At 39.1% G+C, this 22,385-nt stretch carries 22 protein-coding genes and 1 pseudogene; 11 read left to right on the top strand and 12 right to left on the bottom strand.

All coding sequences use genetic code 11. The annotated features are described in order from the left end of the window. Positions 1–2 precede the first annotated feature (2 nt). A complete protein-coding gene (locus AC2YJL_RS19810; protein WP_195695245.1) occupies positions 3–1,553 on the top strand; it encodes a solute symporter family protein in 1,551 nt (516 codons plus the stop codon). A 40-nt stretch (positions 1,554–1,593) separates the two neighbouring features. Here AC2YJL_RS19810 and AC2YJL_RS19805 read toward each other — a convergent pair whose 3' ends face one another. Continuing rightward, entirely contained in the window at positions 1,594–2,079 is a 486-nt protein-coding gene (locus AC2YJL_RS19805) for a DUF6985 domain-containing protein (RefSeq protein ID WP_195695246.1), read from the bottom strand. A gap of 126 nt (positions 2,080–2,205) precedes the next feature. Between AC2YJL_RS19805 and AC2YJL_RS19800 the strand changes: the two genes are divergently transcribed. Continuing rightward, positions 2,206–3,948: an ABC transporter ATP-binding protein gene (locus AC2YJL_RS19800; RefSeq protein ID WP_308201937.1), complete on the top strand. Its 1,743-nt coding sequence runs from the start codon at positions 2,206–2,208 to the stop codon at positions 3,946–3,948. 16 nt (positions 3,949–3,964) lie between these two features. Further along, positions 3,965–5,749 (top strand): ABC transporter ATP-binding protein, encoded by a 1,785-nt coding sequence (locus tag AC2YJL_RS19795; RefSeq protein ID WP_195697115.1) that lies wholly within the window; start codon positions 3,965–3,967, stop codon positions 5,747–5,749. A 336-nt stretch (positions 5,750–6,085) separates the two neighbouring features. Here the strand turns inward: AC2YJL_RS19795 and AC2YJL_RS19790 are convergent, their stop codons facing one another. Next, positions 6,086–7,069, bottom strand: a complete 984-nt coding sequence (locus tag AC2YJL_RS19790; RefSeq protein WP_251567244.1) for a zinc-binding dehydrogenase — start codon at positions 7,067–7,069, stop codon at positions 6,086–6,088. A 163-nt stretch (positions 7,070–7,232) separates the two neighbouring features. Between AC2YJL_RS19790 and AC2YJL_RS19785 the strand changes: the two genes are divergently transcribed. Beyond that, a complete protein-coding gene (locus tag AC2YJL_RS19785; RefSeq protein ID WP_034668472.1) occupies positions 7,233–7,580 on the top strand; it encodes a winged helix-turn-helix transcriptional regulator in 348 nt (115 codons plus the stop codon). 212 nt (positions 7,581–7,792) lie between these two features. Continuing rightward, complete coding sequence (gene rpoN, locus AC2YJL_RS19780; RefSeq protein WP_487374899.1) at positions 7,793–9,130, top strand: RNA polymerase factor sigma-54; 1,338 nt, start codon at positions 7,793–7,795, stop codon at positions 9,128–9,130. 57 nt (positions 9,131–9,187) lie between these two features. Here rpoN and AC2YJL_RS19775 read toward each other — a convergent pair whose 3' ends face one another. From AC2YJL_RS19775 to AC2YJL_RS19765, 3 genes are all read right to left on the bottom strand, one after another. Next, entirely contained in the window at positions 9,188–10,039 is an 852-nt protein-coding gene (locus tag AC2YJL_RS19775) for a class I SAM-dependent methyltransferase (RefSeq protein WP_230931862.1), read from the bottom strand. 97 nt (positions 10,040–10,136) lie between these two features. After that, the gene (locus AC2YJL_RS19770; protein WP_230931861.1) at positions 10,137–12,470 is read right to left on the bottom strand and encodes a YhgE/Pip domain-containing protein; all 2,334 of its coding nucleotides are present in this window, start codon (positions 12,468–12,470) and stop codon (positions 10,137–10,139) included. 187 nt (positions 12,471–12,657) lie between these two features. Continuing rightward, entirely contained in the window at positions 12,658–13,143 is a 486-nt protein-coding gene (locus AC2YJL_RS19765; protein ID WP_195695251.1) for a GNAT family N-acetyltransferase, read from the bottom strand. A 175-nt stretch (positions 13,144–13,318) separates the two neighbouring features. Between AC2YJL_RS19765 and AC2YJL_RS19760 the strand changes: the two genes are divergently transcribed. From AC2YJL_RS19760 to AC2YJL_RS19750, 3 genes are read left to right on the top strand one after another with little or no spacing between them, the layout of a single operon-like run. Then, the gene (locus AC2YJL_RS19760) at positions 13,319–13,549 is read left to right on the top strand and encodes a FeoA family protein (RefSeq protein ID WP_013055605.1); all 231 of its coding nucleotides are present in this window, start codon (positions 13,319–13,321) and stop codon (positions 13,547–13,549) included. Next, positions 13,546–15,516, top strand: a complete 1,971-nt coding sequence (feoB, locus tag AC2YJL_RS19755) for a ferrous iron transport protein B (RefSeq protein ID WP_251567242.1) — start codon at positions 13,546–13,548, stop codon at positions 15,514–15,516. The genes AC2YJL_RS19760 and feoB overlap by 4 nt, the downstream gene beginning before the upstream one ends. A 15-nt stretch (positions 15,517–15,531) precedes the next feature. Then, positions 15,532–15,717, top strand: a complete 186-nt coding sequence (locus tag AC2YJL_RS19750; RefSeq protein ID WP_251567239.1) for a FeoB-associated Cys-rich membrane protein — start codon at positions 15,532–15,534, stop codon at positions 15,715–15,717. A gap of 43 nt (positions 15,718–15,760) precedes the next feature. Here the strand turns inward: AC2YJL_RS19750 and AC2YJL_RS19745 are convergent, their stop codons facing one another. Then, positions 15,761–16,084, bottom strand: coding sequence for a DUF3243 domain-containing protein (locus AC2YJL_RS19745; RefSeq protein WP_013055602.1), 324 nt, complete (start codon positions 16,082–16,084; stop codon positions 15,761–15,763). Between the two features lie 16 nt (positions 16,085–16,100). After that, on the bottom strand, positions 16,101–16,682 hold the full coding sequence (locus AC2YJL_RS19740; protein WP_230931858.1) for a hypothetical protein: 582 nt from the start codon (positions 16,680–16,682) through the stop codon (positions 16,101–16,103). A 252-nt stretch (positions 16,683–16,934) separates the two neighbouring features. Between AC2YJL_RS19740 and hxlR the strand changes: the two genes are divergently transcribed. The 3 genes from hxlR (at position 16,935) to hxlB (ending at position 18,765) form a co-directional block, all read left to right on the top strand. Continuing rightward, a complete protein-coding gene (gene hxlR, locus AC2YJL_RS19735) occupies positions 16,935–17,300 on the top strand; it encodes a transcriptional activator HxlR (RefSeq protein WP_028407618.1) in 366 nt (121 codons plus the stop codon). A 267-nt stretch (positions 17,301–17,567) separates the two neighbouring features. Further along, on the top strand, positions 17,568–18,197 hold the full coding sequence (gene hxlA / locus AC2YJL_RS19730; protein ID WP_028407617.1) for a 3-hexulose-6-phosphate synthase: 630 nt from the start codon (positions 17,568–17,570) through the stop codon (positions 18,195–18,197). A 10-nt stretch (positions 18,198–18,207) separates the two neighbouring features. Continuing rightward, positions 18,208–18,765, top strand: a complete 558-nt coding sequence (gene hxlB / locus AC2YJL_RS19725; RefSeq protein WP_195695254.1) for a 6-phospho-3-hexuloisomerase — start codon at positions 18,208–18,210, stop codon at positions 18,763–18,765. Positions 18,766–18,877: 112 nt separating this feature from the next. Here hxlB and AC2YJL_RS19720 read toward each other — a convergent pair. The 5 genes and pseudogenes from AC2YJL_RS19720 to tenA form a co-directional block, all read right to left on the bottom strand. Beyond that, positions 18,878–19,123: pseudogene (locus AC2YJL_RS19720) on the bottom strand (ferredoxin). A gap of 86 nt (positions 19,124–19,209) precedes the next feature. Next, entirely contained in the window at positions 19,210–20,220 is a 1,011-nt protein-coding gene (locus tag AC2YJL_RS19715) for an ABC transporter substrate-binding protein (RefSeq protein WP_230931857.1), read from the bottom strand. Continuing rightward, complete coding sequence (locus tag AC2YJL_RS19710; RefSeq protein WP_230931856.1) at positions 20,217–20,960, bottom strand: ABC transporter permease; 744 nt, start codon at positions 20,958–20,960, stop codon at positions 20,217–20,219. Before AC2YJL_RS19710 ends, AC2YJL_RS19715 begins: the two co-directional genes overlap by 4 nt. Continuing rightward, complete coding sequence (locus tag AC2YJL_RS19705) at positions 20,957–21,721, bottom strand: ABC transporter ATP-binding protein (RefSeq protein ID WP_230931855.1); 765 nt, start codon at positions 21,719–21,721, stop codon at positions 20,957–20,959. The genes AC2YJL_RS19710 and AC2YJL_RS19705 overlap by 4 nt, the downstream gene beginning before the upstream one ends. Next, positions 21,714–22,385, bottom strand: coding sequence for a thiaminase II (tenA, locus tag AC2YJL_RS19700; protein WP_230931854.1), 672 nt, complete (start codon positions 22,383–22,385; stop codon positions 21,714–21,716). The genes AC2YJL_RS19705 and tenA overlap by 8 nt, the downstream gene beginning before the upstream one ends.

Raw genomic sequence — 22,385 nt, 5'->3', positions numbered from 1 at the left:
GAATGAACGTACTAGCTTTTTCACTTTTTTTAGCCATTGTAGGTCTTACGCTAATCATTACGTATGCGGCATCCAAGCGGACAAAAACGACCAGTGACTTTTATACAGCAGATGGAAGTTTAACCGGCTGGCAAAACGGTATGGCGATTGCCGGAGATTATATGTCTGCTGCATCATTTTTAGGCATAGCTGGAATGGTAGCGCTTTCTGGATTTGACGGTTTTTTTTACAGCATCGGCTTTTTAGTTGCCTACCTCGTTGTGTTATACGTTGTAGCTGAACCACTTCGCAACTTAGGAAAGTACACGATGGCAGATATGATCGCAGCTCGTTTTAACGAAAAGAAAGTGCGGGGAGTTGCTGCGTTAAACACGATCACCATTTCCATTTTTTATATGATTGCGCAGCTTGTTGGAGCAGGAGCATTAATTCATTTATTACTTGGGTTAGATTACGTGTACTCTGTCTTGATTGTCGGCGTCTTGATGACGGTTTACGTTGTATTTGGAGGAATGACAGCGACTAGCTGGGTGCAGATTGTCAAAGCCTTGCTTCTGATGATTGGTACGTTCATTATTTCCATTATCGTATTTTCAAAATTTGATTTTAGCTTAGCTAAAATGTTTTCCGAGATGAAAACTGCAACTCCTCTTGGCGACGGCTTTTTAAATCCAGGAAATAAATTCAAAAATCCGCTGGACATGATCTCGTTGAATTTAGCTCTTGTTCTTGGCACAGCAGGCCTGCCTCATATCCTTATTCGTTTCTTCACAGTAAAAGATGCCATCACCGCAAGAAAGTCTGTTATTTATGCAACGTGGATCATTGGCGTTTTTTACATTATGACAATCTTTTTAGGATTCGGTGCTGCTGCTTTTGTAGGATATGATGATATTATCAAAGCAAATGCAGCAGGAAATATGGCCGCTCCCCTGCTCGCTCAAGTTCTTGGCGGAGACTTTCTTTTTGCGTTCGTTTCAGCTGTAGCATTTGCTACAATTTTAGCTGTTGTAGCTGGACTGGTGCTCTCAGCAGCTTCAGCATTCGCGCATGACTTCTATAGTCATATTCTGCGTAAAGGAGCTGCTACTGAAAAAGAACAGGTAGTAGCTGCACGGTGGGCTTCTATTGGGGTATCCATTTTATCTATTATTCTTGCATTATTTGCTCAAACCATGAACGTGGCATTTTTAGTGGCACTTGCCTTTGCCGTAGCAGCGAGCGCTAACTTGCCAATTATTCTTCTCACTATTTTTTGGAAACGTTTCAATACAGCAGGAGCAGTCACTGGCATGCTGGTTGGACTATTCAGCTCACTGTTTTTAGTTGCTATTAGTCCAAACGTGTGGGCACCTGAGCCGGGAGCTGCTATCTTTGTAGGTGAACCGCTCATCACGCTAACAAACCCTGGTATTATCTCTATTCCTCTAGGCTTCTTAGCTGCTTTTATAGGAACACTTCTTTCGTCTAAAAAAGCAGACGAAAAGAAATTTGATGAAATTTTAGTAAAAGCAAATACAGGTATGGGAATCGAAGAGCCTGTCAAACATTAATGCCCAAAAGCCTTGAAGCAGGTTGCTTCAAGGCTTTTTACTAGAATAAATCTTCTTGTAAACCAATAGCGGCAATTTGTTCATTTCTAAACTTTACAGCTAACATATGCTCTTCTTCCCACGTACATTCAAAAAACAAACCAAGTTCTCTTGTATCATGCCGTGCTTCAGGAACAAAGATTTGAATACACTCAACTAAAAAACCGATGTCTTTTCGCTTTTTCACATTCGGAACTAATAAGTCTACCACGTCTTTTTCAACTTGAGTTCTGTATTCATCTCGCACCTGTTGATAATAATCAAAAAGAGCTTTTTCCGTCCTCTTTAACAATAATTCACCTTGAAGCCAAAATGCTTGAAAGGCCTCTTCTTGTCGTTTTTGAAATGGCTTCTCTTTATCTCCATCAATTGTCAGCAACACGTGTTGTTTTTGTCCAAAGAAAGTGACCTGTTTTTCTCCAACCCAGGCCGAGTCATATAACAAAGATCCAAAAAGCGGATGATGTACTCGTAATGTTTGATTCATTGCATACCTGACCCTCTCAAAAAGTGGATTTCTGCTTACATTGGCGTATAATAAATGGTGCTTGAAACAAACTTCTAAACTTATTCTATGTTACCATATTTTTTACAGAAAGGAGTGCCACAATGTGTGAATACAATTAAATCTTTGTACCCTTACTTAAAACCTTACAAATGGCTCGCGCTGTTTGCCCCGCTATTGATGGTAATTGAAGTGTTAGCTGACCTTCTTCAGCCTACTATTATGCAGCATATCATTGATTATGGCATTGCAAACAACGATCAAACATATGTTATCACGCGGAGTATCCTTATGCTCATGTTAGCAGTCATTGGCTTAGCTGCCGGTATCGTCTGCGCCATCCTTAGCACAAAAGCGGCAGTAAATTTTTCTACCGATATTCGGAAATCGCTTTTTGAAAAAATTGAAAACCTCTCAAACAGCAACAGAGACAAACTAGGGACTGGTCACTTAATTACCGTCATGACAAATGATGTAACGAGTGTTCAAAACGCATTAAATATGACGCTAAAAGTATTAGTTAGAGGTCCTTTACTTTTTGCAGGAAGTATTGTGATCGTGTTATTAACTGCTCGTTCTTTGTTTCCTATTATCGTCGTGGTCGTCCCTATTTTATTTTTATGCATTTGGTTTGTGATCACGAAAGCTGGAAAACTTTTTAAAAAAGTTCAGCAAAGCGTTGATCGTGTAAACACAAAAGTCCAAGAAAATTTATCAGGGATGCGTGTAGTAAAAGCGTATGTAAGAGAATCATATGAAATCAATCAATTTAAAGAAGCAAACAGCTCCTTGACGCGAGCTAATATGAGTGCTGTTCAGCTTATTTCGCTTTTAATGCCCGTTATTTTATTTGTCGTAAATATCGGAATGGTAGCTACTCTATGGCTGGGAGGACTTCAAGTCGAAACAGGAAAAATTGAAGCAGGTGTGATTTTAGCTTTTATTAATTACTTAACGATTATTTTAAACGGACTTATGTCAAGCAGCATGGTGCTTATGCAAATTACACGCGCATTCCCTTCAGCTGAACGAATCGATTCTGTTTTAAAAACAAAAATAGACATCCCTCCAGCAAACTCTGCTGCTCAAATCAACAGACTTAAAGGTGATCTATCGTTTCAAAACGTTACATACAGCTATAGTAAAAATGGCGAAAACGTATTAAAAGATATTTCGTTTACTGCTAAACACGGGGAAACCATTGGCATTATCGGCTCTACTGGAAGCGGAAAGTCGACGCTTGCAAAACTTATTTCCCGCTTATATGATCCTGATGACGGCGAAATCTTCGTAGATGGAAAAAACCTTACGGACTATGACGTAAAAGCGCTTCGCTCATCCATTGGGTTTATTCCTCAAAAAGCTACGCTGTTTACCGGCACGATTGATATGAATATTCGAATGGGAAAAGACCATGCTTCTTCCTCAGAAATTGAAGATGCTGCGGATTTTGCATGCGCAACGGAGTTTATTGAAAAACTTCCAGAAAGATATGAGTATCCTTTAACGCGAGGGGCGACCAATTTATCAGGAGGGCAAAAGCAGCGTCTTTCAATCGCGCGTGCATTTGTTAGAAAGCCCGCTATCCTGGTCATCGATGATGCAACTTCGGCATTAGACGCCGTTTCAGAAGCACAGGTACTAACACATTTAAAAGAAGAGTTTGCTGATGCGACCGTTATCATCATTGCTTCTAAAATTTCGTCTCTTCTCCACGCTGATCATATTATCGTCATGGATGAAGGCAAAATTGCTGAACAAGGGACTCATGAAGAATTGCTTCGTTATCGCTCTCTTTATTACGACATTTACCTTGCACAAGGCGGAAAAGAGGTGTTGCCTAGTGAATAATCAAGGTAAAAATCAAATGAGCTCTATTCGCGGCCCTAGAGGAATGATGAAAGGCCCTGTAGTTAAGCCAAAGAATGCGAAAAAAACACTGTACAGAATCTGGTCATATATGGGGAAACGAAAACCTCCGCTTGCGGCTGCGATAATCTTAGTTATTGTGACTTCCCTGCTTAATTTATTAGGCCCTTATTTAATTGGGATTATTATTGATGAGCATATTATCCCTAAAGATATCAGCGGGACGATACGAATGTCCCTTATTCTTGCAGGAATTTATATCACGACATCTTTATTAACATGGCTGCAAACCTATTTAATGGTGAACGTTTCGTTTACAACTATTGGAATGCTCCGCCAAGATTTATTTGCAAAGCTTCAGACTCTCTCCCTTCGCTTTTTTGACAAACGAGCTCACGGAGAGTTAATGAGCAGAGTCACAAATGATATTGATAATCTAAACAACGCTCTGAGTCAAAGCGTTATTCAGGCTCTGTCCTCTATTTTGTCTTTAGTGGGCATTACCATTGCGATGTTCTCGCTCAACTGGATTCTTGCCATTATCACGCTGATTGTTATTCCATTGATGGTTATAATCGTTCGACAAATATTAAAACGCAGCAGTGAAAATTTTGTCAAACGCCAAAAAGACTTAGGTGAGCTAAACGGCTTTGTAGAAGAAGCTATCTCTGGAGGAGAAGTTGTTACGCTTTTTAGTAAAGAAAAAGAATTTTTAACTGTTTTTAATGAACGAAATGAACAGCTGAGAAGTTCAGCCACAAAAGCGGAAACATTTTCAGGCTTTTTAGGTCCTGTCACAAACTTTATTAACAACTTAGGCTTAGCACTAGTGATCGGAGCAGGAGCATTTATGGCGGTTCAAGGTAGCGTTACAGTTGGTATGATCGCTTCATTTGTTAACTACTCACGTCAGTTCTCTCGCCCAATCAGTCAAATGGCAAACTTAGTAAACACCATTCTTTCAGCTATTGCCGGCGCAGAGCGCGTATTTGCGATTATGGATGAGCAGCCGGACGTCACAAACAAGCCAAACGCTCTTTCTGTTACAAAATTTGCAGGGGACGTTGCTTTTGAGAACGTATCATTTGGCTATAACGATGAAAAAATGATTTTAAAAAATGTTACACTGACAGCAAAAAAAGGTGAAATGGTTGCTTTGGTCGGTCCGACAGGTTCTGGTAAAACAACCATCATTAACTTGCTCACACGATTTTATGACATCTCAAACGGAGACATTAAAATTGACGGACGTTCCATCAGTGACTATAACATCCATGATTTACGAAACCGAATCGGCATCGTTCTTCAAGATACCTATTTATTTTCCGGTACGATTGCGGATAACATTCGATTTGGCCGGTTAGATGCCAGCGATGAAGAAGTGAAAAGCGCCGCAAAGATGGCCAATGCTCATTCGTTTATCAAACATTTGCCGCAGCAATACAATACCGTGATTTCAGCTGGCGGAGGAAATTTAAGTGAAGGTCAAAAGCAGCTTTTATCGATTGCTCGAGCCATGCTTTCTGACTGTGATATTTTAATTTTAGACGAAGCTACTTCCAATATTGATACAAAAACAGAAATTGATATTCAACGAGGAATGAGTAATCTATTAAAAGGAAAAACAAGCTTTGTCATTGCCCACCGCCTTAAAACGATTGAAAATGCAGATCAAATTCTTGTCTTAAAAGACGGACAAATTATTGAAGAAGGAAATCATCGCGAGCTGCTAGATAAACAAGGGTTTTATCACAAGCTCTATACGCAACAGTTTACGATTTAAAAGAGGCTAAAATAAAAAGTATGGTAGTTTAAGGAAGGTCCGAACGAGTAATCGTTCGGACCTTTTCATTGTGTTGGTAAACGTAGCGTTCATCCAGTTAGTTGCTTCTAGCTGTTGATTGGAGAGCAAGGCGAAGACTCCTGCGGGAACAGCGGAAGGGATGAGACCTCGCAGGAGCGCAAGCAACGAGGAGGCTCATCGACTGCCCGCAGAAAGCGAAGCCTTGCACCGAAATCCACAGCGGTGTAATAAATGATCGATACGAGCTCCTTTCTTCCATTTGTTTATTTTTAGATTGAATTGATATAGTTATGTCTCAATCTCTTTTTCGTTCTATCATTTATCTATTACAGCTACAATTTTCCCTTTTACTCGACGAGTCGCCAGTTCATCTAATGCTGTTGGCACTTCGTCTAGTGAAATGACTTTTTCCACGAGTGCATTTAGCTTATTTTCTTGTAAAAGCAAAAGCATTCTATTTCCCATCTCCGCAAGTTTTCGCTGTTCTTTTACGTTATTAGACTGATGTACACTTCCTAATGCAACTTGATGAAACGATAGTGGGTGCGCAAACGAAATCGCATCGTTTACATTAGGCGGTCCTGCGATGAATGCAATTTGCCCATTAAAAGCAAGAGCCTTCACTGACTCGTCTGCATTGTCCCGTCCAACGGTATCCAAGACTAAATCTACACCAATTCCATCAGTAAGCTCGATCACTTTTTTCACAAAGTCTTCTTTACGGTAGTCGATTACATAATCAGCACCTAAACTGTTTACAAACTCCTGATTGGCTGAAGATGCGGTTGTGAGCACTGTAAGGCCTGCATTTTTCGCAAGCTGAATGGCAAACCCTCCAACCCCTCCAGCACCTGCATGAATTAAAATCGTTTGGCCTTTTGAAGCGTTCATTTTGTGAAACAATGCTTGATATGCTGTATATCCCGCACATGGAATAGCTGCAGCGTCTTCGAATGAAACTCCTTGCGGCATAAGAGAAACTGTGTGAGCTGTTGTCACTCCGTATTGTGCAAACCCGCCTTTTTTTGATAAATCGCTATGATACACAACGCGGTCTCCGACTTTGACAGTTGTGACTTCTTCTCCCACTTCCTCGACAACACCAGCTGAATCAAGTCCTAATACGTGAGGATATGTCCAACTAGGATTACCGCCGTTTCCTGTTTTATAATCTACAGGGTTCAGGGCAGTAGCTTTAATTTTAACTGAAATTTCACCTTTAGACGGACGCGGCTTTTGGATATTTCCGACTTTCATCTCACTTACTTTCCCTTTGCCTTCTAGCAGTAAAGCTTTCATCAAGATCTCCCCTTTTACATTTCTTCCTTCAATTAAAAGTTCTTTTTCAGTATAATAAATACATGTTGTTTACAAAAGACGGCACTTTCATGTAACCAGGTACCTTCCCGGTAACCTAGGTCTATGGATATTAAATTATTATATCCATATTTCATATCTGTTTATGAATGGAGGATTAACGGTGAAAGCACCCCACTATAATGTACCTGTTGAAGCAACGCTTGAAGTAATCGGCGGGAAATGGAAAGTCGTTATTTTATGCCTATTAAAAGAAGGCGAAAAACGTTTTAGTGAACTTCAGCGAGCTATGCCTGCTATTACCAAAAAAATGCTGTCTCAACAGCTAAAAGAATTAGAAAAAGACGGTGTGGTTAATAGAAAAGTATACAATGAAGTTCCTCCTAAAGTAGAGTACTCACTCAGTGAAGAAGGCGAAACATTACGAGAAATTTTAAATATGATGTGCGCATGGGGAGATAGAAGAATGGGAAACACCCCAAATTGCAGCTAAGTTCTCCTAGCGGCTCTGTTAAAACAAACGAATAGCTATTGCCAGGAGCTATTCGTTTTTGTTTTATCTATTCTCCTACTCTTTCTTGCGATCAACCCCTGTGTAAGAACATCTGACAACACTATAGAATTCTTTCGCATTTTCAGCTATGATGATGTCGAACGATGCAGCCAGAATTGTCGAAATAAAACTCAAGAATGATAGGTGATTCAATGATGCAATTAGGTTTAGATTTATCCCAAAAACAACTATTGAAATTGGCCATGACACCTGAATTACGTCAGTCTATCAACATTTTAAATTATTCTACGGCCGATTTAGTTCATTATCTTCATCAGCAAGTCAATGAAAATCCTGTAATTAAACTGTCTGCTAGCGACTCTCAGCAAAAAGATTCATTTGATACTCGAGAACAGCGTTCATATTCAAAAGGTTATACCGATGACGAGTATAATCCGTTTAATTATATATCTGATCAAACTGTGACATTAGAGAGTCATTTATTAGAGCAGCTGTCTATGCTAAATCATTTACACACACACCAAAAACACATCGTTCAATTTCTAATTGGAAACTTAAATAAAAACGGCTTTTTAGCAATTGAGCCAAAATTGGCAGCCGAACTGCTGAATGTTTCATTTAACGAAGTCAACGTTATGATTCACGTTTTACAAAGCTTTGATCCGATTGGCGTGGGCGCTCAAAATTTTGTCGATTCACTGCTTATTCAAATTAAGGCCAAAAAGTCAAAGCCTCCTCTTTTATACGACGTGGTAAAACACGATATTGAAGATATTGCTAACAAAAAATATCGGAACATTTCAAAAAAATACTCTATTTCGATGCGTGAAGTACAAGAAATTGTTGACTGCTTGCGGACATTAAATCCTCGGCCAGCAGGAGATTTCCACGTCCCGCTTACGAAGTACATCTCGCCTGATGTAACGGCACAAAAAATTGACGGCCGCTATCATGTTATTCTTCATAGCGAGCTGCTTCCGTCCATCGAAATTAACAGTACCTACCAAAAGCTGGTTCATCGCTCTGCATGCGTAACAACCGATCGATACGTACAGGAAAAAATTCATGAAGCTACTTGGCTAATCAATAGTATTGAGCAGCGTAATGCGACGATTTACAACGTGTCCAAAGCCATTGTGGAACATCAGCAAGATTTTTTTGAAATGGGTATTTCGGGGCTAAAGCCGCTTACCTTAAAAGATATTGCTCAAAAAGTAGACTGTCACGAATCAACGGTAAGCCGTGCAACTAACGGAAAGTATATTCAAACGCCACGCGGGCTGTTTGAGCTAAAATACTTTTTTACCAATTCTTTAGAGCGAACTGATGGCGAACAAAGCAATTCTACTGCCTTTATAAAAGAAAAAATCAAAACATTAATTGCCGAAGAAAATAAGTTAAAGCCTCTTTCAGATCAAAAACTCATGTCTCTTCTTTCCAGCGAAGGAATTCAAATTTCAAGAAGAACAGTAGCTAAATACCGTGAAGAAGCAGGAATTGAAAGTTCTTCTAAACGGCGACGATTTTAATATTGCTTATTCTAAATTACAGCTTTATCCCTACTAAAAAGAACCCGTTGATTTTACTCAACAGGTTCTTTTTATCGGTTTCCAATAAATAAAAGCCATATGATATTGATACGTATATTCATATGTGTCATTTATTTTCTTTACATGCTGTAAAATAATCTTCTCAGTTTCTAACTTGTCAATATCTTTAGAAAGCACCTTTGTCGAGTTCTTCTTGATGAGATCTTCGTATGTCTCATAGGTTACCGTTTTGGTTATAGGAACCAGCTTACAATCTGCGTAAATACCCAGTTCATATAAAATATTTAGTAAGTCAATATATTCCTTACGGCGCCATTTAATTTCGTACCCAAGCTTTCTATGTAACTCTACGTAATGAGGCTTTTCTGGCCCCGTTGACATGCCGATAACCGCCAATCGATTAGCCGAATCATTCATATTTAAGAGACCATCGACAATATTATGCATACGGTAAAAACAGTTTATTCCTACTACGGCATCATAGTTATCTGTTAGACGCTCATACTCCCATTTACCTTCTATGAACTTTAGATTAGAGCGGGCATCTGATTGCGTTTGTAAGTAGCGAATAATGCTTGGCGAACAATCCATACACGTAAGTTCTTTTACATAATCAGCAATAGAAAACGTATAATTTCCCCAGCCAGGGCCAATTTCTATAACAGAGTCAGTTGGATTCAAAAAAGCAAGAAGCTCTTGTTGAAGCTGTTTTACTACAGGGTCATTTACTGAATTAAAAGACATTTTCTCTAAATACTGCTGCCAAAATTCATCTTCAGCTCGGTCGTTTATCATCCGTTCCGATATTGAACCGTCCCACTCTTTCAGCCCTTCCTGCCACTTTTTTACACGATCACTTTCATATATCGAAAATTTTGTAAGCTGCATGCATTCACGTTCCCCTCTTTTATACGTAAACCTATACTATCATAAAGAAAAAGAGAGTTCCTTTTTAAACTGGAACTCTCTTTTTATATTAGTTAAATTATGCTGCTGCCTCTTCCTCTGTGTGATGCTTCTCTTTTCTGGCATTGATATAAAACATTATCAATGAAAGAGTGATGAAGATTGCTGCAAAGATTCCAAGTACGCCAGCCTGATGCCATACATAGCCGAAATCATCACCAATGGAAATGATTTCACGGAAACCGCGAATTGCATAGGTCATAGGCAGGTACGGATTAATTGCCTGGAAGAATTCCGGTACAAGTGCTTTAGGGAATGTACCTGCACTGCCGCCAATTTGAAGCAGCAGAATAATAAAGGCTAAATACTGTCCTACTTTTCCTAACCCTGTTGTTAAGAACAAGATAAGTGTAAAGAACGTCACACCTGTAATCATGGTAAAGATATAGAAGTGCCAAATGCTTGTTACGTTTAAATGCAAGCCCCATAGAAGAGCTGTAACAGCAATCGCTGCCTGCAGCATACCTACAATAGTGATGACACTAAACTTACTTAAGAACCACGAAATGCCTGATGTCGGTCGAATTGATGGCTCTTTCATTGGATATACCGCTGAAAACATTAACGTTCCCGCAAACAAGCCAATACATAAGATGTATGGAGCTAATCCGACACCGTACTTCTCTACGTTGTTTTGTTTATCTGATTTTAAATCCGTTGGATTTGAAAACATGCTATATGTTTTATCATCTGCTTTAACATCTTTTGCATCTTTTGCACCATCTGCTAAAGATGAATGAAGCTCGCTTGTTCCATCTGATAATTTAGATGAACCATCATATAGTTTGGACGAACCATTTGTTAACTCTTTAGAACCATTTGCTAATTTGGTTGCCCCGTTTTCTAGCTGTGTTAAACCATTTGCTAGCGCTGCGCTTCCTTGTTCAGACTTTTTAAGTCCATTCACAAGTTGCTGCTGACCGTCAGCAAGCTTTCCTGCTCCTGTATGAGCATCAGCTATACCGCTGTTTAGCTCTGCAAATTTGCTGTTGAACTGCTTTTCTCCGTCTGCTAGTTTAACAGCACCATTATATACTTTCGTTTGTCCATCGTACAGCTGACTTTGTCCATCAGCAATTTTATTAATAGCGCTTTGAATATCTTCTCCACCTTTAGAAAGCTTTTGAAGCGCTGCTGATAATTCTTGCACTTTATCTACTTTTGCTTTTAGCTGCTCTGCTTTTTGCTGCTGTTCATCCATAAACTGCTGAGACGTCAGCTTTTTAATTCCTGCAATCAGCGTTTGTTTTTGCTCATCAGGAATGGACTCATTGCTGTTAATGCTGTCAATGAGAGCTTGCTGCTGCTGTTCAAGCTCTGCTTTTTTTGAATCGACCTGCTGTTTAATCTGGGTAATTTCCTGTTCCGCTTGATTAATTTGCTGCGTAACGCTGCTCACTTCAGCGTCCACTTGATTTAAGCCGCTTGTGAACTGCGGAAGCTTTCCTTGAAGTGTCTGCGTTCCATCATTAAGCTGTTTGGTTGCACTTTGTAACTTTGACAATCCATCTCGAACACCAACAGCTCCAGTTTCTAATTGACTAGAAGCGCTATATAATTGACTGCTTCCACTCTCTAGCTTCCCTAAACCGCTGTTTAGGTTGCCTAAGTTTTCATTAATTGTGTCCGCACCGTTTAGGAGCTTAGCAGCACCTGCATTTAAATCTGTTGCTCCTTTTCGTGCATCCGTTAATCCGTTTGCCAATTTAGCTGTACCGTCTTCGAATGTAACCGTGCTGTCTGCTAGTTTCTTCATGTTATCTCGCAGCGTTTTCGAGCCGTTTTCGAGCTCTCCTGCACCGTCACTTGCTTTTTGAAGGCCGTCCGCTACTTGCTTAAAGCTGTCAAATACCGTTTCAGCATACTGCTTTGTGACTGCTTCTTTAATTTGATCATTGATTTTAGCCACTGCATTTGAGCTAATTTGAGCGCCTGAATAGTTCTTTCCGGCATTTGTATGATAGATAAATTTCATTTTTTTAGGGTCTTTATCCATTAATGTTGTTGCATTTTTGGAGAAATTCTTTGGAATTTCTAACACTAAATAATAGTCCTCATTTTTTAAGCCTTCTAACGCTTTTTCCTTGTTCGTAAATTTCCAGTCAAATTTATCATTTTTCTTTAAATCATCAACAAAATCACGACCGACATTCAATTTCTTTCCATCTAACGTAGCACCTTTATCTTCATTTACCACTGCAACTGGAATTTGATCTGTTTTTCCATATGGATCCCAGTAAGCAGATAAAAAGATGACATTATAAAGTAATGGAACAAATAACAATCCGCAAATCACAACAATAGTCATTGGTTTGGAAAAGATTTTTTTCCATTCTCCTTTAATCATATTCATGTTTTTCAGCCTCCAATAATCCTTACTTCCGCCTGACTGTTTGACCAAAAAACATTTTCGGTCATTAAGTTCTGATTAATGTTACCATATTCACAAGAACAAGGTCAATCGTTATTCTGTAATTAAAAGCTGATTTTAGCAGAAAGTTTAAACTCAGCTTTTTTAAGATAACGTTCATGCTATAGGCTTAAATCATTAACTTCATCCGCATCGTTTTTAACAAATGTCCATTAAATTCATCGTCAAATTCATCTACCAGCTGAAAACCTTTGGAGTGATAAAATGCACGGCCTATTCCGTTTTCCCTTTCTACATTAATGTAAACGATTTTTAATTCCTTCGAGCGCTTCATTCCTTTTTCCAGCAATTTTGAACCGATTCCTTTTCCTTGATAGGCAGGCAGTATATAGATAGATCCTAGTTCTATTTCCCCTTTATTTTGCAGTAAGAAAAAGTTAGCGTATCCTACGATTTTCTCATCAATAGTTGCTACATAAATGAACGAATTACGCAGGCGCCACAGCAGCCTTTTATTGGAGTATGCTTCTGAAAGAAACTGATTCTGAACGCTTCTAGGAATAATTCCTTCATATGTATCATACCAGCTCATCTTTGCGACGTATTGAACAGACGTAATATCTTCTTTTCTCATTTTGCGAATGATTACCTCCACTCACATCCCTCCTGACAATTTGCTGCTAAAATCGTACATAATTTCACCTGAAAAATATAGTTATAAATATATATTTTTAACTGTAACGCTCTAGAAGCATTGATTGATTTTAGAACCTTATGTATAATCGAGATAGATGCAAATTGAAAATGATTATCATTAACAGGAGTGCTGAATGATGAATTTAACTACCGTGAGTATTGGCGACAAAGTAAAAGTTAAAAACATTGAATTTTTAGATAGATCATTAGAACGCCGCCTTCTTTCTTTTGGAGTAAAAAAAGGCTGCGAACTATGCATGAAGCAAAAAACCATCTTAGGAGGACCTTGTATTATTGAATGCCAAGGTCAAATGATTAGCATCCGAAAACGAGATGCGGCTAAAATTGAGGTTGAGACAGCATGAGTACAATTGCACTTTTAGGAAATCCAAACACAGGAAAAACTTCTTTATTCAATATATTAACAGATTCCTATGAATACGTAGGAAACTGGAGTGGTGTAACCGTTGAAAAGAAAGTTGGGTCTATTAAAAAGCAAAACAGCCAGCTGGTTGATTTGCCTGGCGTGTATGATTTTACTCCTCTTTCTTCAGATGAAGCAGTGGTAACTAACTTTTTGTTAACCGGAGAATTTAACAGTATGCTGAATATTGTAGACGCTTCTCAGTTTGAAAGAAGCATGCATCTCACTATTCAAGCATTGGAATATGGAAAACCATTAGTAATCGGCTTAAATATGATTGATGTAGCGGAAAAACGCGGATTGACTTTTCATTTGGAGAAGCTTAGCAAATCATTACATATTCCGGTTTCTGCAATTATTGCCCGCAATGGAAAAGGAATTAATGAGCTTCTCTCCACTTTGAAGCAAGATTTAAAAGCCCCTTCATTTCAATTAAATTACGGGGAAACCGCTGAACAAGCAATTCATATGATTCAAACAAAAGCGGATGTCAGCAGATGGATTGCCATTCAATTTTTAGCGGAAAATAGCGTAATCGAATCAACATTAAAAGAAAAAGCGAGTTACTTAGAGCTGCTTGAGCTTCGAAAAGCGGCTGCACAAAAATTAACCAAGCCGCTTAGCGAGCATTTCTTCGACGTGCGTACAGCATTTATTGAGCGCATTTCCAGCGAGTGTATCGTAAAGGGCAGCGAAACACCTCTAACCTTCACAGATCGAATCGATCGAATTGTGACGCACAAGTGGCTCGGTCTCCCTATTTTTCTTGGCTTAATGTATTTGATTTTTAATATTACGTTTACTTGGATTGGCGTTCCTCTTTCTGATAAACTGGACGTTTTTTTTGGCGGAACGCTCAGTAAAGGCGCTGATTCTCTTCTAAATGCAGCTGGTGCCGCTCCATTTATTCATGATTTAATTGTTGACGGCATCATCGCAGGTGTAGGCGGTGTACTAGTATTTGTACCACAAATTTTTGTCCTGTTCTTTTTCATTTCACTGCTTGAAGATTCAGGATACATGGCTCGAATTGCTGTAGTAATGGATCGTATCATGGAATTTTTCGGTTTGAACGGAAAAGCATTTATTCCGATGATTATTAGCTTTGGATGTAACGTACCGGGGATCATGGCCGCGCGTACAATTGAACAGCGAAAAGAGCGCCTTATGACCATTTTAGTAAATCCATTTATGAGCTGCTCAGCACGTCTTCCTGTATACGCTTTGTTTGTAGGTGCGTTTTTTGTGCAAAACGGAGCAGCTGTGGTGTTTTCTATGTACTTGCTTGGCATTATTTTAGCACTTGTTGTAACGAAAATTTTATCAGTAACGCTTCTTAAAGACGAACAATCAACTTTTATTGTTGAACTTCCTCCTTACCGCGTACCTCAAGCCAAGACTCTTTGGAGAAGCACGTGGGAAAAAGGCCGAAATTTCGTCCGAAAAGCTGGTACGGTTATTTTAGCTGGCTCTGTATTTATCTGGCTATCATCTTACGCTGGCCCTGGCGGTTTTGGAGTAGATATGGAAAATAGCTTTATGGCTATTATTGGAGGTGCTATCGCTCCTCTATTCATCCCTTTAGGTTTTGCGACATGGCAAGCTGTAGCATCACTGATTACAGGCTTCCTAGCGAAAGAAGTGGTTGTTTCGACTATGAGCATCATTTATAAAGTACAAGAAGGGCAGCTTGGCGACACAATGAAGACATTCTTTACACCGCTAACAGCCTATACGTTTATGGTGTTTGTTCTTCTTTATGTTCCGTGCCTAGCAACTGTCGCTGTTATTCGACGAGAAACCGGCTCATTAAAATGGACAGCATTTGCTGTAGCCTACCCTTTGGTTGTCGCTTATCTCGTAGCTTTGCTTGTACACACTATTGGAAAAGTACTTGGTTTTTCTTAAAAGGAGTGAATAATATTGATTATTAACATTTTAATTGGGGTTTTGATATTTGGATATGCCCTTTATCATATGACAAAATTCTTCCGCAAAAGTACTCAGGGAAAATGTGCAAGCTGCGCACAGCAATCTTCTTGTGCAACGGATGATTGCTGTATTGAGTGGGATAAAACGATTCAAGAGGCTCAAAATCAATCATCTTAATACATTAAAAAAGCATCCTGATAGATGGGATGCTTTTTTAATGTTACGCAACTAGTTTTAAAATGAGATGAGAAAGGACTTCCTTTTCCTCTTCACTGCTGACTTTCCATAACTCATGAAGGACTTTTTCTTCTCGGTTTCGAGGTTCCTCATTTTTGGCTAAATAGCTAGCCACTTTTTTTGTAGCGGCCGTTAATTGTTCCTCACTTAACCCGAGCTTTTTACCGACATGAACTTTTTGACTTAAATAATCAGTAAACGTATCAAAGTTCTGCAAAATTGCTTCTTTTTTCTCCGTCCCTAAATTATCTGCCGTTTCTTCAATTTTATTCATGTCTTTTGTAGTTCCTTCATTCATTTGACTCACAGTTAACATCTCCCTTTTAGTGAATAGACTGGTATGTTCTTTCACGCTCAGCTTCTGGTTTTTCGTCTGGCGTCATCTTTTCCTTACTTATTTCAGAAGTTGCATCTTTCACTTTTTCACCAATTTGCTGTAAATCACTTTTAGCATCTTCTACCGTGGATTTTGCATCATGCGTAACGCTTTTCACATCTTCTGCTTGCTTAAAGAAATCTTCATTTACACGCTCGTACAAATGTTTGGCATCATTGATTGCATCTTTTAAAAGATTCGATGCGTTTTTCATTTGCTGCACCATTTTTTCTTTTGTTTCTTGAGGGTTTTCTTTTACTTGATTAATCATGTTTGTAGAAGAGTCCTTTAACGTAACAGCTCTTCTTTTAACAGACGAACGAGTTTTGCTATCGAGTAATGTTATACATCCACCCACAACTGCTCCGACAACAACACCTTTTACCAGCTTGCTGCTGCGGCTTTTTCCGTTGCCAACAGCAGTAGGGCTATTAGCTGTCTGTGGATTGTTATTGATTCCTATATCGTTGTTAATGCCTGCGCTGTTGCTTACAGCAGGGTTTTGTAATTCAGATCGACTTCTTTCCATTTTTACTGCCTCCTTTAGCATTGTTATTGAGTGATTTCCCATCTTTTTTTATCTTTAAACAATTGAACACAAAAAACATGACTAAAGGCCACCTTTTAGCTCCTACTAGTCAAGAATAACTATGTAATAAAAAAGCTCCCCTTTTTTTACGGAAAAGCGCAAGCCGGATTTTTGTAAAAGGATTGTCAGCACCGGTATAATAAGAAGTACTTTAAAAGAAATCTTATACTATTGGTCATAGGGGTGAAGCAATTGAGCCAGCTTAATAAGGAATTTAACTGTGAAAAAGAATTGACGCTTGCTATTATCGGTGGAAAATGGAAGATGCTGATACTATGGCACTTAGGACGTGAAGGAACAAAACGGTTCGGGGAATTAAAATCGCTTATTCCTGATATTACGCCGCGCATGCTGGTTAATCAGCTGCGGGAACTGGAAGAAGATCTGATTGTTAATCGTAAAGTCTATCCTGTCGTACCACCTAAAGTCGAATACTCACTTACGAAAGAAGGAGAAAGTTTAATGCCTATTTTGACAGCTATGTACGATTGGGGTAAAAATTACCGTGATACAGTGCTCGCTAATCAAGAACAAAAGGCGGAAACGTTAATTAAATGATTGAAACTACTCCTTCTGTTCCATAGTTTTTATTTTTTATGCGGATGATGTTACTCAACATCATCCGCATTTTTAATGAAAATTAAGCGGTTACAAGACTGATATGTCCATTAGTATACTGCTGTATACTATCATTTTCCACACTATTTGCGGGAAAAGTGCGTACTTTTAAGAACCTCAAACTGCGGGTACAATAACTACACCAGCTGCTTTTTACGTAAAAAAGCACAAAAGGTATCTATAGATTTCTCTAAGGAGTGGAGTAGAATGGAATTACAATTAGCATTAGATCTTGTTAATATCGCTCAAGCAAAAGAGGTAGTAAAAGAAGTTGAAGAACATATTGATATCGTAGAAATCGGTACGCCCGTTGTAATCAATGAAGGGCTTCGCGCCGTTAAAGAAATTAAAGAAGCATTTCCTAACTTAAAAGTATTAGCTGACCTAAAAATTATGGATGCAGCTGGCTATGAAGTACAGCAAGCTTCTCAAGCTGGAGCAGACATCATTACCATCTTAGGTGTTGCTGAAGATATGTCAATTAAAGGTGCAGTTGAAGAAGCCAAAAAACAAGGTAAAAAAATTCTAGTCGATATGATTGGGGTAAAAGATATTAAAGGACGCGCAAAAGAGCTAGACGAATTTGGCGTTGACTATATCTGTGTACACACAGGATACGATCTTCAAGCAGTTGGTCAAAACTCTTTTGAAGATTTAGTAACAATCAAAAGCGTTGTAAAAAATGCAAAAACAGCCGTTGCTGGCGGCATTAAATTAGAATCTTTACCTGAAGTAGTAAAAGCACAGCCTGATCTTGTTATTGTTGGTGGAGGAATCACGAGCCAAGATGATAAAAAATCAGTTGCTTCTCAAATGAAAGAGCTTATTACAAATTAAGGAGCTTTCTATGCAGACGAGCGAACATTTAAAAACAGTTATGAATGAGCTTTTACAAACAACAGCTCTAATCGCTGATGATGAAGCTGAGCAGCTTGTAAATGGCATCATCTCATCTAAAAAAGTGTTTGTTACAGGAGCAGGCCGTTCAGGTCTTATGGGCAAGTCTTTTGCTATGCGTATGATGCATATGGGCATTGATTCTTATGTCATTGGAGAAACCGTGACTTCTACTTTCACAAAGGATGATTTATTAATCATCGGATCAGGTTCTGGCGAGACAAAGAGCTTGATTCCTATCGCTCAAAAAGCAAAAGAACTTGGAGGAAAAGTTGGAGTAGTCACAATTTCTCCCGATTCCACGCTTGGCAAGCTGGCTGACTTTATCGTGAAGCTGCCTGGTGCTCCGAAGGATCAAGAACAAAGTAGTTATCAAACAGTGCAGCCTATGGCGTCACTGTTTGAACAAACGCTTCTTCTCTTTTACGATGCGCTGATTCTTCGCTTCATGGAGAAGAAAGAACTTGATACCCATACAATGTACGGAAAGCACGCAAATTTAGAATAAAAAAAGGTCTTGCTCTAGGCAAGACCTTTTTTGTTTTGAAACTTTTTATTTCACCGAATATTTATTTATCGCATAACTAAATGTACTTTATCATTAACTTTTTTTAAAAGCCTTATTCGAATTTTGTTGCATCTCTATAAAAGGGCTGCTCTGCAACTTTAATCGAGTCTGTTGGGCATCCTTCCTACGCTTCCATCATCTCATCTTGCCGATCTTCAGGAACTTCTTTTGTTCCTTCATTGTTATCTAGCACTGCATAAGCAAGACCTTCTGAATCATAATCATAAAGACCTAGTGCGCTCTCTCCACATGCTCCGCAAGCAATACATGTTTCCTTATCTACTATTGTAAAAGCCATAAAAAAACCTCCTTTACCTTTTCACTTTCTCTTTCAGAAAGTTACGTTCAGTATAAGAAGGTTTTTTAAAATTCGTCTTAAATTATTTACTTGGATTCTCTGATATTCTCAAACATTTCATCTACATTTGGCTTTTTCTTAATTAATCCTGACTCTTTTAACCAGTCCACATTTGACTGCCATGATTCTTTCGTTTGACTGCCAAATCCATGTTCAGACTTCATTTTCGGAAGTAAAATATTTAAACTTTTTGTTTCCACGTCTTTTTCAAGAGGAAAGTTTGATTTATCTTGGTTATCTAATAGAATTTGAAGTGATTCTTTTGGATGCTTCTCTGTGTACTCATATCCTTTTGTCGCAGCACGCCAAAACGCTTTAATCGTATCAGAATCTTTTGCCCACGTTTGATCCCCAGTAACTGCCACTAGCTCATAGTAAGATGGTACGCCGTAATCCGAAGGATCAATGTCAACCGTTTTATATCCTTTTTTCTGAAGCAATGGTACTTCATGGTTAATATATGCACCTATTACGGCATCTACTTTTTTGCTAATCAGCGATGAATTTAACTCAAATCCTACGTCTACTAGTTTTACTTTATTCGGATCTCCTCCATCGCTTTTCACCATTTTCTTTAGAACAGATTCACTTAATGGTGTTCCGCTGTAGCCTACTACTTTTCCTTCTAAATCTTTAGGACGCTTAATACCGCTATCTTTCAGCGCCACAACTCGGTTCAACGGAGACCTTACGATTGCTCCTACCGACTTTACCGGCACATCTTCATTTGCTCGTGCCATTGCTACATCAGGCTGATAATAAAGGCCGAGCGTAACTTTCCCCGCAGCTGCTAAATTAAGCGAGTCTGTTGGATTAGCAGGAAACTGTACTTTTACATTCAGCCCTTCTTTTTTGAAATATCCTTTTTCTTGTGCAGCGTAAATGAAGCTGTGCACTGCATTTGGGTACCAATCAAGCATAATTGTAACGTCTTTTAATTTTTTACTGTCACCAGCTTTATTTTCCTTGTCCTGGCCGCAAGCAGCGAGCATCAAAACAAGCATCAGGCTTAAGCCAATTACAAACCATTTTTTCATTCTGTTTTCCTCCACTTTAATGAACGTTTTTCGAAACCTACTACAATAATAAAGAATAAAATACCAAGCGCGGATAAAATCACAATTGGTGCAAATACACCAGCTGCATCAAACTGCGTCATCATGCGACGACTGAAATATCCTAAGCCTGCTTGTGCACCTAACCATTCCCCAATAGCCGCACCTATTATACTAAAGGTAACCGCTACTTTGAGCCCTGAATAAAAATGAGGCAGTGCAGAAGGAATGTTCAGCTTAAAAAATATATCTTTTTTTGTTGCTCCCATCGTTAACATGAGTTCTTTTAACTCTTTGTTTGTGGAACGAAGCCCGTCAAACGTGCTAACGGTAATGGGAAAAAACGTAATTAATACGGTCACAATCACTTTGCTCCAAATGGAGTAGCCAAACCACAGCACAAATACAGGAGCAATGGCAATGGTCGGGATCATTTGTGACGCAATAATAAGCGGATAGAAAGCACGCTCAATAAGCGGGCTCCAATTCATCCACACGGCCAGCATAACTCCCAGCACCACGGATATAATCAGCCCAATTACGACAATAGATAGCGTAGCTGGTAAATGCTTAAACAATAAATCCATTCGCAGCTCCCAAAGCTTCGTTAAAATACCGGTGGGCGTTGGTAAAATAAATGGATAGTTTACAACGCGTGCTCCAATTTCCCAAGCAGCCAGCAAAATGACGACTAAAATAACTGAAGCCCCGTATTTTTTCATGTGTTCACCTTCGATCTAAGCTGTTCAATTAAATAATCTTTCACGTCAAGCACACGCTGTTGATTCAAATCTTTTTGCGTTCGAGGTCTGCTAAGCGGCACTTGAATCTCTTCAAGATGACTTACCGGCTTGTCTGAAAAGATAAAAATACGATCTGATAAAAAAAGCGCTTCGTTTACGTCATGAGTGATAAATAAGATGGTGTGCTTACGCTTTTGCCATTGTTCAAGCAGCCATTCCTGCATCGATAAACGCGTAATGGCATCAAGCGCACTAAAAGGCTCATCTAAAAGCAGCACGTTAGAACCGCTTAATACCGTTCGCAGAAAAGAAACACGCTGCTTCATCCCTCCAGATAAATCACTTGGAAAACGATCTTCATACCCTTTTAAACCAAACTCTTCGAGCAGCTGAGATACTTGCTTATGAGCACTTGCTTTTGACACATTGTGAAGCTCAAGCGGCAGCGCTGCATTGTCTAAAATCGTGCGCCACGGAAGAAGCAAATCTTGCTGCGGCATGTAGCCCACTTTTCCAAGCCGCTTTTCATAAGACTGTCCATTAATCACGATATCGCCTTCACTCTGCTGTTCAAGACCTGTAATGAGACGAAACAACGTACTTTTCCCAGAACCGCTCGCTCCAACGATACTGACAAACTCGCCTTCTTTCACGTCTAAGTTTAATGATGTTAAAATCGGTTGATCACCGTTTTTGTACGTAAAACTGACGTTTTGAAAAGATAACACAGACTTATTCATGAATTGGCCACATCGCTTCGTTATAAGCCATATCCCAGAACATATACTCAAAACGCGTTGTATTTAAGAAAATTTCTTCGAGCTTTTCTAACTCCGCTTCTGATTTGTCTTCAGTAAGTGAGTCGAATAAATTAATGCACCATGTTGCTAGTTCTCCAAATTCTTCTGAGCTGTACATTTCAATCCACTCTCGATAAAACTCATTTTCAGCTCCAGGCTTTTCACTGAGTTCTTTTCCTATTTCCCAATAGCTCCACATACAAGGCAAAAGAGCCGCCACTAATTCAGCTAATGTTCCGCTTTGACCAACGTGCAGCATATAGTGTGTGTATGCAAGCGTTGTAGGAGATGGCTGCGCTTTTTCTAATTCTTTTTCGCTGATTTCAAATTTCTTGGCATACTCACGGTGCAGGCTCATTTCTTCGTTTAATGTAGAATCCAAAAGTGCAGCAAATTTCCCCATCGTTTGAAGATCGGTAGCTTTCATGGCTCCAATCGCAAATAATTTGGCATAATCAATTAGGTAAAGGTAATCTTGAATCATGTAAAAGCGAAACTTCTCCTTTTCAAGCGTTCCGTCTCCCATTCCCTGTACAAAGGGATGATTATGATTTTGACGCCAAATAGGCTGCAGCTTTTCGTATAATCGTTCACTAAATTTCAT

The sequence above is a fragment of the Priestia sp. SRI_019 genome (assembly GCF_057586255.1).
The sequence above is the reverse complement of the archived record's forward strand: the minus strand, read 5'-3'. Positions and strand labels throughout refer to the sequence as shown.

What these genes read in the sequence shown, in the direction of transcription:
- hxlA (WP_028407617.1), top strand. Translation starts at nt 17,568, where the DNA reads ATGGAATTACAATTAGCATTAGATCTTGTTAATATCGCTCAAGCAAAA.
- AC2YJL_RS19790 (WP_251567244.1), bottom strand. Translation starts at nt 7,069, where the DNA reads ATGAAAGCTTTACTGCTAGAAGGCAAAGGGAAAGTAAGTGAGATGAAA.
- feoB (WP_251567242.1), top strand. Translation starts at nt 13,546, where the DNA reads ATGAGTACAATTGCACTTTTAGGAAATCCAAACACAGGAAAAACTTCT.
- AC2YJL_RS19705 (WP_230931855.1), bottom strand. Translation starts at nt 21,721, where the DNA reads ATGAATAAGTCTGTGTTATCTTTTCAAAACGTCAGTTTTACGTACAAA.
- hxlB (WP_195695254.1), top strand. Translation starts at nt 18,208, where the DNA reads ATGCAGACGAGCGAACATTTAAAAACAGTTATGAATGAGCTTTTACAA.
- AC2YJL_RS19775 (WP_230931862.1), bottom strand. Translation starts at nt 10,039, where the DNA reads ATGCAGCTTACAAAATTTTCGATATATGAAAGTGATCGTGTAAAAAAG.
- AC2YJL_RS19740 (WP_230931858.1), bottom strand. Translation starts at nt 16,682, where the DNA reads ATGGAAAGAAGTCGATCTGAATTACAAAACCCTGCTGTAAGCAACAGC.
- AC2YJL_RS19710 (WP_230931856.1), bottom strand. Translation starts at nt 20,960, where the DNA reads ATGAAAAAATACGGGGCTTCAGTTATTTTAGTCGTCATTTTGCTGGCT.
- rpoN (WP_487374899.1), top strand. Translation starts at nt 7,793, where the DNA reads ATGATGCAATTAGGTTTAGATTTATCCCAAAAACAACTATTGAAATTG.
- tenA (WP_230931854.1), bottom strand. Translation starts at nt 22,385, where the DNA reads ATGAAATTTAGTGAACGATTATACGAAAAGCTGCAGCCTATTTGGCGT.
- AC2YJL_RS19770 (WP_230931861.1), bottom strand. Translation starts at nt 12,470, where the DNA reads ATGAATATGATTAAAGGAGAATGGAAAAAAATCTTTTCCAAACCAATG.
- AC2YJL_RS19760 (WP_013055605.1), top strand. Translation starts at nt 13,319, where the DNA reads ATGATGAATTTAACTACCGTGAGTATTGGCGACAAAGTAAAAGTTAAA.
- AC2YJL_RS19805 (WP_195695246.1), bottom strand. Translation starts at nt 2,079, where the DNA reads ATGAATCAAACATTACGAGTACATCATCCGCTTTTTGGATCTTTGTTA.
- AC2YJL_RS19810 (WP_195695245.1), top strand. Translation starts at nt 3, where the DNA reads ATGAACGTACTAGCTTTTTCACTTTTTTTAGCCATTGTAGGTCTTACG.
- AC2YJL_RS19715 (WP_230931857.1), bottom strand. Translation starts at nt 20,220, where the DNA reads ATGAAAAAATGGTTTGTAATTGGCTTAAGCCTGATGCTTGTTTTGATG.
- AC2YJL_RS19785 (WP_034668472.1), top strand. Translation starts at nt 7,233, where the DNA reads ATGAATGGAGGATTAACGGTGAAAGCACCCCACTATAATGTACCTGTT.
- AC2YJL_RS19795 (WP_195697115.1), top strand. Translation starts at nt 3,965, where the DNA reads ATGAGCTCTATTCGCGGCCCTAGAGGAATGATGAAAGGCCCTGTAGTT.